9 protein-coding genes are annotated in these 9,390 nt (G+C 67.0%); all 9 read right to left on the bottom strand.

Annotated elements, in window-relative coordinates:
• Window positions 1–1,664: molybdopterin-dependent oxidoreductase (locus ACLP25_RS00675; RefSeq protein WP_442467324.1), on the bottom strand; the 1,664-nt coding region annotated here is incomplete at its 3' end.
• Window positions 1,661–2,605: an XdhC family protein gene (locus ACLP25_RS00670; protein ID WP_442467323.1), complete on the bottom strand. Its 945-nt coding sequence runs from the start codon at window positions 2,603–2,605 to the stop codon at window positions 1,661–1,663. The genes ACLP25_RS00670 and ACLP25_RS00675, both read right to left, overlap by 4 nt.
• A gap of 61 nt (window positions 2,606–2,666) precedes the next feature.
• Window positions 2,667–2,870, bottom strand: coding sequence for a 4Fe-4S binding protein (locus ACLP25_RS00665; RefSeq protein WP_442467322.1), 204 nt, complete (start codon window positions 2,868–2,870; stop codon window positions 2,667–2,669).
• A gap of 58 nt (window positions 2,871–2,928) precedes the next feature.
• A complete protein-coding gene (locus ACLP25_RS00660) occupies window positions 2,929–4,020 on the bottom strand; it encodes a hydrogenase large subunit (RefSeq protein ID WP_442467321.1) in 1,092 nt (363 codons plus the stop codon).
• Window positions 4,017–4,628 (bottom strand): NADH-quinone oxidoreductase subunit C, encoded by a 612-nt coding sequence (locus ACLP25_RS00655; RefSeq protein ID WP_442467320.1) that lies wholly within the window; start codon window positions 4,626–4,628, stop codon window positions 4,017–4,019. The genes ACLP25_RS00660 and ACLP25_RS00655 overlap by 4 nt, the downstream gene beginning before the upstream one ends.
• The gene (locus tag ACLP25_RS00650; protein WP_442467319.1) at window positions 4,625–5,131 is read right to left on the bottom strand and encodes a 4Fe-4S binding protein; all 507 of its coding nucleotides are present in this window, start codon (window positions 5,129–5,131) and stop codon (window positions 4,625–4,627) included. The genes ACLP25_RS00655 and ACLP25_RS00650 overlap by 4 nt, the downstream gene beginning before the upstream one ends.
• A gap of 10 nt (window positions 5,132–5,141) precedes the next feature.
• Window positions 5,142–5,579: an NADH-quinone oxidoreductase subunit B family protein gene (locus ACLP25_RS00645; RefSeq protein WP_442467318.1), complete on the bottom strand. Its 438-nt coding sequence runs from the start codon at window positions 5,577–5,579 to the stop codon at window positions 5,142–5,144.
• Window positions 5,576–6,550 (bottom strand): respiratory chain complex I subunit 1 family protein, encoded by a 975-nt coding sequence (locus tag ACLP25_RS00640; protein WP_442467317.1) that lies wholly within the window; start codon window positions 6,548–6,550, stop codon window positions 5,576–5,578. The genes ACLP25_RS00645 and ACLP25_RS00640 overlap by 4 nt, the downstream gene beginning before the upstream one ends.
• A gap of 7 nt (window positions 6,551–6,557) precedes the next feature.
• Window positions 6,558–9,390 (bottom strand): complex I subunit 5 family protein (locus ACLP25_RS00635; RefSeq protein WP_442467316.1); only part of this gene is annotated, 2,833 nt, incomplete at its 5' end.

Here is a 9,390-nt window from a genome sequence, read left to right as displayed (position 1 = left end):
ATTTTCTCGGCCAGCATGTCCATGGCGATCTCGGAGGCCAGGAACGACTGCGGCGAGCCGTAAGCGCGGAACGCCGATCCCCACGCATGGTTGGTGGCGATCGTGCGGCCGTGGCCGCGGATGTTCTCGAGATGGTAGCCCGCGCCGATGAACTGAGCCTGGCGGACCGTCAAAAGGTCGCCGAACTCGGAGTACGGCCCGTGGTCGATCCACCAGTCGGTCTCCATCGCGGTCAGCTTGCCTTCCGCGTTGCAGGCCAGCTTGATGTTGACGTTTCCGGGCGAGCGCTTACCGGTATAGGTGATATTCTGATACTGGCTGTAGACCAGCGATACCGGTCTCCCGGTGGCGAGCGCGGCGACGCCGAGCAGAGCCTCCATCGTCGGCGAGAACTTGTAGCCGAACGTCCCGCCGGACGGATTCTGGATGAGCCGGAGCTTCTCCGGCGCCACCCCGATTCCCGGGCAAATCATCGCATGATGCAGATGGATGCCGATGCTCTTCGACTGGATCGTCAGCACGCCGTCTTCGTCGATGTAGGCGACGCCGCAATCCGGCTCCAGATGCAGATGGGGCTGGCGGCTGCAGTAGGTCGTGATGTCGACCGTCGCCTTGGCCTTTTCGAAGAAGGCCTTGGTTTCGTCGCCCTTCACCACGCCCTGCTCATAGTAGACGTTCGGCACGCCGGGGTGGATCTCGATTGCATCGGGCGCCAGCGCCGCAAAGCCGGACATGTACGCGGGCAGAACTTCGAGGTCGACCTTGACCTTGTCGGCCGCCGCGCGCGCGTGCTCCACCGTGTCGGCGGCTACGATCGCGATCGCGTCACCGAACTGGAACACCTTCTCCTTGCACAGGATCGGGCGGTCCCAGCCGTCGCCCTTGTTGGTCGGGAAGGTGATGAGGCCGGTGATGGCGTTCTTGCCCTTCACATCCTTCCAGGTGATGACCTTCGCGACGCCCGGCATCCTGTCGGCTTCGCTGGTGTCGATCCCCTTGATGAGGGCGTGCGACACCTTCGCCTGGACCAGCGCGAGACGCAGCGTGTTCGCCGGCATGCGCAGGGCCACGTCGGCGCCGAAGTCCCACGCGCCCGTGACCTTGGCGAGCGCCGACGGACGCTGATAGCGCGTGCCGAGGATCGAGCCGTTGTCCTTGACCTTGGCCATGACCTGGTCAGCCGTCAGCTCACCGCGCAGCATCGACGCCGCGTCCATCACAGCGTCGATGAGTTGCTTGTAGCCGGTGCAACGGCAGAGATTGCGGTTGCGATTGAACCACGCCCGCACCGCTGCGCGCGTCGGCGACAGGTTGTGGTCGAGCAACACTTTGGCGGACATGATGAAGCCCGGCGTACAGACGCCGCACTGCGCGCCGCCGTGCGCCATCCAGGCGACCTGCAGCGGATGCAGGTCGCCGGGCGTCCCGAGGCCCTCGATGGTGAGGATCTTCGCACCCGGCGCCAGCTTCTCGAGCTTTGTCGTGCAGCAGCGGTCGGGCTTGCCGTCGATGATCACCGTGCATGCGCCGCACTGTCCGTCCTCGCAGCAGATCTTGCAGCCGGTGAGCAGCATCTGCTCGCGCAGGACCTGGGCCAGCGTGGCGGTTTTCTCGGCGACGATCCAGCGGTCGACGCCGTTCACGTTCAATAATGTTCGTTTCATGGCCTTCCTCCATCAGGTGTTCGCCGCCACCCAGCGACCGGAGCGGCCTCGCCCTTCACGGCGGGCCGCAGCTCGATCGCAGCGTCTTGGCGGTCTGGCCTGTTTTGTGAGATCTTCCGTCCGATGGCCTGAGCCACGTCGGTCATGTTGCTCATGAGCGCGCGCGCGGCTTCGACATGGCGGATCTCAGAGACCATCTCCGCAACCACGGAGATCGCGATTTCCTCCGCCGTGGCCGCGCCGATGTTGAGACCGACGGGCGCGTGAACCCGGCTCAACTGGTCGTCTGTGACGCCTTCGGTCTTCAGCTTGTGGTAGACGAACTGGACTTTGCGCCGGGAGCCGATCATGCCGATGTAGAACGCCGGCGTGTCGATCGCCCAGCGCAGCGCTCGGGCGTCGAGTTCGTGGCTGCGTCCGGCGATGAAGATGAGCGCGTTGGCGTTCGGCTTCAGGGCGGCGAGCGTCGTATCGATGTCGCCGGCGTGGATCGCGCGCGCGCCCGGGAACCTTTCGGCGCAGGCGAATTCCGGCCGGTCGTCGATCACCTCGACGTCGATCCGCGCAATCCGTGCCGCGGCGGCGGTGAGCGCTCCGACATGGCCCGCGCCGAAGAGATAGGCGAGCGGCGCCGGCCGGACCGGCTCGATGAACACATTCAGGCTGCCGCCGCAGACCATGCCGATGTCCATGCGCGGATTCTCGTGCAGATCGAACGAAGCGAGCTTCGGCCTGCCGGAGGCGAGGACCCGCTTCGCCTCCTCGATCACCGCGGCCTCCGCGGCGCCGCCGCCGACGGTGCCGACGATGCTTCCGTCCTCGCGCAAGAGCAGCTTCGCCGTGGCGTGAGAGGGAACCGAGCCGACGGCGTTGACGATCGTCGCCAGCACGCACATGCGGCCGGCGTTCCGCTCGCGAATGAGTTCCTCGTAAACGTCCATGATTTCCGCCTCCCGAGCGCGGAGACTTGGCCGGGCGCTCGCGCCCGGCGGACGGCCGCGATCACGCCGCTTCTTCGAGCTTTTCGATGCATCCGGCCTGACACACTTCGACGCATTGCGGGCTGTCGAAGTCGCCCTCGCATTCCTTGCATTTGTTGGGATCGATCTTGAACAGCTTGCCCTTGTGCGAGATCGCCTTGTTGGGACACTCGCCCTCGCAGGCGCCACAGCCCGTGCATTGATCGGTGATGATCTTCATGGCCATTGCTAAACTCCTTCTTTTCATGCGGCGTCCCGGGCGCGAGCCCGGGCCACGCGCGGTTTCAGCGCTCCGTGCAGGACACGCACGGGTCGATGCTGTTGACGATGATGGCGATGTCCGCGATCTTGGCGTCCTTGAGCATGAAGCGCAGCGCGTCCCAGTTGGGGAAGCTGGGCACGCGCCATTTCACCCGCTCGGACTCGTCGGCGCCGTTGGTCTTGAGGAAGTAGACAAGTTCGCCGCGCGGGGCCTCGCACTTGCCCATCGCGCGTCCCGCCGGGATGTCGGGACGGTCGGCGAGGCGCACGGGGCCGTCCGGCAGATCGCGGAGACATTGGCGGATCAGCGCGACCGAGGCGCCGATCTCGGTCAGCCGGATCATCGCCCGGGACCACACGTCGCCGTCGGCGAGCGTCGGGACGGCCACGTTCAAGCGGTCGTAAGCCGCATAAGGCGCGGCGGTACGGACGTCGTAGCCGAGCCCGCAGGCGCGCGCGACCGGTCCGACGACGGCGCAGGCCACGGCCTGATCCTTCGCCAAGACTCCGACGCCTTTGCTCCGACGCAGGATCGTGCCGTTGCGACGGTAGGTTTCGACGAGCGCGTCGGCCTCCGGCGCGAGCCTGTCGAGCGAGGCCGAAAGAAACGCCTTCATCTCCTCGTCGAGGTCGTAGCGCACGCCCCCGATGCACATCGCGGCAATATCCATGCGGTTGCCGAACAGCGTCTCCTTCACGTCCTGCATGATCTCGCGCACCTGCATGGCGTGCATGAAGAGCGTGTCGTAACCGGTTAGGTGCGCGAGAATGCCGACGTTGAAGAGGTGCGAGGCGATGCGCTTGATCTCGGCGGCGATCACCCGGAGGTAGGCTGCCCGCGGTGGAATCTCGAGGCCGGCGATCTCTTCGCAGGCCATGACAAAGGTCTCGGGGTGGCTGTTGGAGCAGAGCGCGCAAATGCGCTCAGTGAGCACGACGTTCTGAGTGATTGAGCGCTTGGCGGTCAGATATTCGATGCCGCGGTGGACATGGCCGGCGCGGATGTCGACTCCGCGCACGGTCTCGCCTTCGACGTCGATGTGGAAGTACATCGGCTCTTCGAGCGCGACGTGCAGCGGCCCGACGGGGATGGTGTAGGTGGGACGCGCGGTCATGACGCGCCTCGCTTCGCAGCCAGCACCTTGTCCCACAGCGCCTTGGTGCTGGCGGCGTTGACGAGCGTCGAATAGGGGATGAGCCGTTCGAGCACCGCCCCGTCGATGGCGGGATCGAGGAACAGCCGGCGCGGGTCAGGGTGATCCCGCACCACGATCGCGTATTCCTCCATCATGTCGCGTTCCGGCCAGTCAGCGGACCGGAAGAGCGGCGTGAGGGAGGGGATCGACCCGCCGTGAGGGACATAGGCGATCACCGTCAGGAAATCGCCGCCGAGCACGAAGTGGTAGTCGATCTCGTAGGACTTGCTGTCGAGCGGAGTCCCGCCGAAGGTTTTTGGCGCCTCCTTGCCGGAGCGCTCGGCTTCGGCAGTGTCGTTGTCCTCCGGTTCGTCCTGCTCGGGCGCCGACGGCTGCAGGGCCGACACCATGGCCAGGCGCGCCCCGGCCGCCAGCAGCGCCTTGCCGACGGCAAGAATCTCCTCGCTGTCGGCGAGGCCGCACCAAAACGTCACGACGCCGTGCAGGGAAGTCGAGGAGGAATAGTCGATCCCGCTCGGCGCGGCCGCGGTGAGCTGACCCTGAAGGGTCTCGGGCAGGCCGGTCATGACGCCTTCCCCCTGGTCCTCAAGAATTTGTTGCGGCACTTCGGACAGCGCGCGCGCAACTGCGCCAGTTCTTCAGCGGAGAGGGGCGGCCGGATCTTGGAGACGTTGGGCGCGGTGTCGAGCCCCTTGCCGCCGCATTCCGCGCAGACAATGCTCGGGATCAGCCCATGTTCGGCGAGCGCGAACTTTTCCGCCTCGAGATGCGCCAGGCTCCAGTCGTTGGTCTGATGGATCGCCTTGGTCGGGCAATAGAACTCGCAGGTTCCGCAGAAGACGCAGGTCGGATGCCAGCAGTCGAAGGTCATGCCCTCGGGCGCCCGGGCGAAGCGAATGGCGCCCGAAGGGCACAGCTTCTCGCATAAGAGGCAGCCCTCGCAGATCCTCGCGTCGAAGACGATGCGGCCGCGCAACCGTTTCGGCGCCGGCGCCGCGGGCGCGAACGGGAACGGCTCGGTGTAAGGCCCCCGGCGGAGATTGCGGCCGAAGAGTTCGAGAAAGTTCATCGCGCCCTCCTCACAGCCGTTCGCGCCAGACGGCGATCGCCTTGGCGACGCCCTCGATGATCGCCTGCGGCCGCGGCGGACAGCCGGGAACGTTGACGTCGACCGGGAAGTACCCGTCGATCGGCGCGCACACGGCGTAGCTCTCGCGGAAGATCCCGCCCGAGATCGGGCAGACGCCGACTGCAACCGTCACTTTCGGATCCGGGATTTCGGCATAGACGCGCTTCGCGGCCTCGAGCACATGCTTCGTCAGCGGCCCGGTGATCAGCACGATGTCCGCGTGTCGCGGGCTGCCGCAGTACTGGCACCCCAGGCGCTCGACGTCGTAGCGCGGAATGAGCGCGGTGGTCGCAAGCTCGACGTCGCAGCCGTTGCACGATCCGGCGTTGATCCGGTAGAGCCAGGGCGACCGCGCGGCCATGTCCTTCAGTCGGGCGAGGACGGTCATGGGATTCCTCCCATCGTGGACCAGGCGGCGACGACGAGGCTGAGAAGCGCCAGCATCAGCGGCCACTTCAGGAAGAAGACGAAGGCCTGATCGATGCGCATGCGCCCGGTCGCGACGCGCACCGCGGTCACGCCGACGAGGACGAGCGCCAGCATCTCGACGATCCAGCCGGCGAGCGCGGCCAATCCTGCGAGCGGCAGCGGCATGAACAGCGCGACGCCGAGGCCCAGCACCACGACCGCCTTCAGCGCCGACATCATCTTGAACAGCGCCAGCGCCGGCCCAGAGTATTCGAGCAGCGGCCCCTCCAGCACCTCTGTCTCCGCCTCCGGGATGTCGAACGGGACGATGCCGAGATTGGCGGGATAGAAGAAAGCGAAGGCGACGACCGCCGGCCACATGAGCGGATCGAAAAGCAGCATACCGTGGGCATGCTGGTAGCGCACGATCCCGGCGAGCGAGAAGGTCGGCGCGCTGCCCTCGGCGAGGCCGACGCGGAGGGCGACCGCGATCGCGATCAGCACGATCGGCCCTTCATACGCGATCCTCATCGCCATCTCGCGCGAGAAGCCGAGCGCGCCGTAGGGCGAGCCCGAGGCGGAGCCCGCGATCATCAGCGCAATGCCGGGAATGGCGAGCAGATAGATGAGTACGATGAGGTCACCCGTCACGGGCGCCGGGGCATAGACGCCGGCTATGGGCACGAGCATGATCGCGATCAGCATCGCGGCCGCGCCGACGAGCGGCGCGCCAAAGAACATGGGCTCGAAGGCTTCGGTCGGCGCCATCATGCGCTTGAAGCCGAGCTTGACGAGGTCGAAGAACGGCTGCGCCAGCGGCGGCCCAACACGGCCCTGAAGGCGCGCGGCGAGGCGACGGTCGGCCCCTTTCAGCGCAAGCCCGAAGGTGAGCGCGAACGCGCCGCCGGGAAAGAGCAGCGCGGCGATCAGAATGGAGAGCGCGTTCGTCATGGCTCCCTCACACCTTCTCGCCTTCGGCGGGCTCGGGCGCGAACAGCGCACGGCGCAGAATCGCTTCAGGCGTCTCGTACAGCCGCTCGCTCGCCGCCCGGGTCTCCTCGGGGGCGATGTCGCTGACGCCGCAGAGATAGACGGGGTTGCGGACGATTCCGGCCTTCCGTCCGAGCCACAGCCAGGGCGCGAGCAGCGCGGCGAACAGGAGCGACAGCGCGGTGAGCGCCAGCGGGCTCCAGCCTTCGAGGCCCGGAAGCGGCCCCAAGAGCGACGCGGCGACCAGCGGGAAGCCGAGATCGCTCTCGATCGCGGCGATCGGAACGAGCAGCAGACCGGGGAAGAGACCAGTGATCACGCTGCCGGCCGCGAGCGCGCCCATCGGGATCAGCATCGCGAGCGGCGCTTCCTTCGCGGCGAGGGCCTTGGCCGTCGGCGCGCCCATGAACCCGGCGTGGGCGAAGCGCATGATCGCCGCGAGGGTGAAGAGGCTCGAGATCATCGCCGCCGCGCCGAGCGCCCAATGACCGGACTGGAACGCGGCCACATAGATCAGCCACTTCGAGGCGAAGCCGTTGAGCGGCGGCATGCCGGCGAGCGACAGGCCGGAGAGCAGGAACACGCCGAAGGTGAAGGGCATCCGGCGGCCGAGCCCTCCGAGTTCGTCGAGCATGGTCGCGTGGCCTTGCAGCATCACTGCGCCCGCGACGAGGAACAGCGCGTCCTTGAGCAGCATATGGTTGACGAGGTGCATGAGCCCGCCAGCGACGCCGAGCGACGTGCCGAGCGACACCGCCATCAGCACGTAGCCGAGCTGGCAGACGGTCGAGTAGATGAGCAGCAGCTTGATCCCGTTCTGGATCGCCGCCATCGCGCCGGCGTAGACGATGGTGACGCCGGCAATGATCGAGATGACGTAGAGGAGCAGCGGCTGTCCGTGGACCTCGCCGCCGAGCTTCATGAAGGTTGCGGCACCGCCGAACAACGCGAAGAGCTTCAGGACGCCCCACGGGCCGCTCTTCAAGAGCACCGCCGAGATGTAGCCGGAGACCGGGGTCGGCGCGAGCGCGGGATGCATCTGAACATCGATGCGCACCGGCAACATCGCGGCCTTCATCACCAGGCCGAGGAAGACGAGGATAACGCCGGGCGCGACCATATGCGGCGGCAGCTCGCGCAAAGCCGCGCCGATCCGGGCGAACTCGAACGTTCCCGCCTGCGCCGCGATCAGCGTCAGGCCGAGGAACATGAAGCCGGCGCCCACCGTGTTGAACAGAAAGTACTTGAAGGCTTCCCGCCGCGCCGCGGGAGTCTCCTCGTGCGCAATCGCCGCCCACAAGGCCCATGAGCTCATCAGCTCCCAGAAGGCGAAGAAGCTGAAGATGTCCTTCGCCTGCGTCATGCCGATCAGGCCCGCGACCATCACGGTGAACGCGGCGAAGAAGCGGCCCTGCCGGTGGCTATGCTCGAGATACGCCGTCGAGTGCAGCATGTTGAGCGCGCCGACGGCCGCAATCAGCACGGCGAAGCAGAAGGACAGGAGATCGTAGCGGCCGTGCTCCGCGATCACGCCCGCGAGCGCCGCAATCAGCGTCGCCACGGCGAGGCGCCCGGACCATGTCGGCGAGACGCGGCCGACGAGCAGCGCCGCGACAGCGCCGACCATGGCGATGGCCGCCCCCGCCGGCCAGTCGGCGACGAGGCCCGGCAGCGGTCCGCTGCCGATCGCGCCCTTGAACGCCGCGAGGTCGCCGACGCGCTCGACAAGCGCGAGCTGCCAGCCGGGCGCCACGCCGCCGACGACGATCGCCGCCGCGAGTGCGCCGATCGCGACGAGCATCGGAGCCGGCGCCTCGCGCACGAGGTCCTCGCCCTTGTACGGGTAGTAGAACAGGTAGCTGACGACCCGGGTGTAGTAGACGACCGCGATGACGCCGCCGATGAGCATCAGCGCCGCGACGCCGACATGCCCGCTCATCGCCGCGGCGTAGATCATCAGGAACTTGGAGACGAAGCCGGAGAACGGCGGTAGGCCCATGATGGCGAAGCTCGCCAGCGCATAGGCGCCCGCGGTGAAGGGCATGACCCGGCCGAGCCCGGCGACGTCCTCGATGCGGCGTCCCCCCGTCCTGAGAATGAAGGCGCCCGCCGCGTAGAAGAGAAGCGTCTTCATCACCGCGTGGTTCATCACGTGCAGGAGCGAGGCGTCGGTCGCGAGCGCTGTGCCGATGCCCAGGATGGCGGCGATCTCGCCGATCTGCGCGATGGTGGAGAACGCCAGCATGCGCTTGAGCTCGGGCTCGAACAGCGCCTTGAGCTCGCCGTAAATCAGGGTGAGGCAGCCCAGCACGGTGATGAGCGTGGCGGCGTCGATCCCGGCGAAGGCGAAATGCGCCAGCGCGGTCGCGCCGACTGTGAGGTAGAGCACCTTGACCACGCCGAACACGCCGGCCTTGGTGAGGATGCCCGACAGCGGGCCCGAGATCGACGACGGCGCTTCGGGATGGGCGAGCGGCAGCCAGCTTTGCAGGGGAACGAGCCCCATCTTCACCGCGAAGCCTAGGAGGAAGCACGCCGTGACGGTCGCCCCGATCGCCGGCGGCATTTCGGCCGCCTTGGCTGCAAGCGCGGAGAACTCGAACGAGCCGATTTCGGCGTGGGTGAGCAGGATGCCGAACTGCATCACATAGGCGCCCGCCGCACACATGAGAAAGTAGACGAGGCCTGCCCGCAGCGCCTTCGGCGTCTCCTCGTGGACGACCAGGAAGTAGGACGTCCAGGTCATCAGCTCCCAGAACACATAGAAGTTGCCGAGCTCGTGAGCGGTGGTCAGGCCAATC

Source organism: Roseiarcus sp. (assembly GCF_052145395.1).
Lineage (GTDB): Bacteria > Pseudomonadota > Alphaproteobacteria > Rhizobiales > Beijerinckiaceae > Roseiarcus.
The sequence above is the reverse complement of the archived record's forward strand: the minus strand, read 5'-3'. Positions and strand labels throughout refer to the sequence as shown.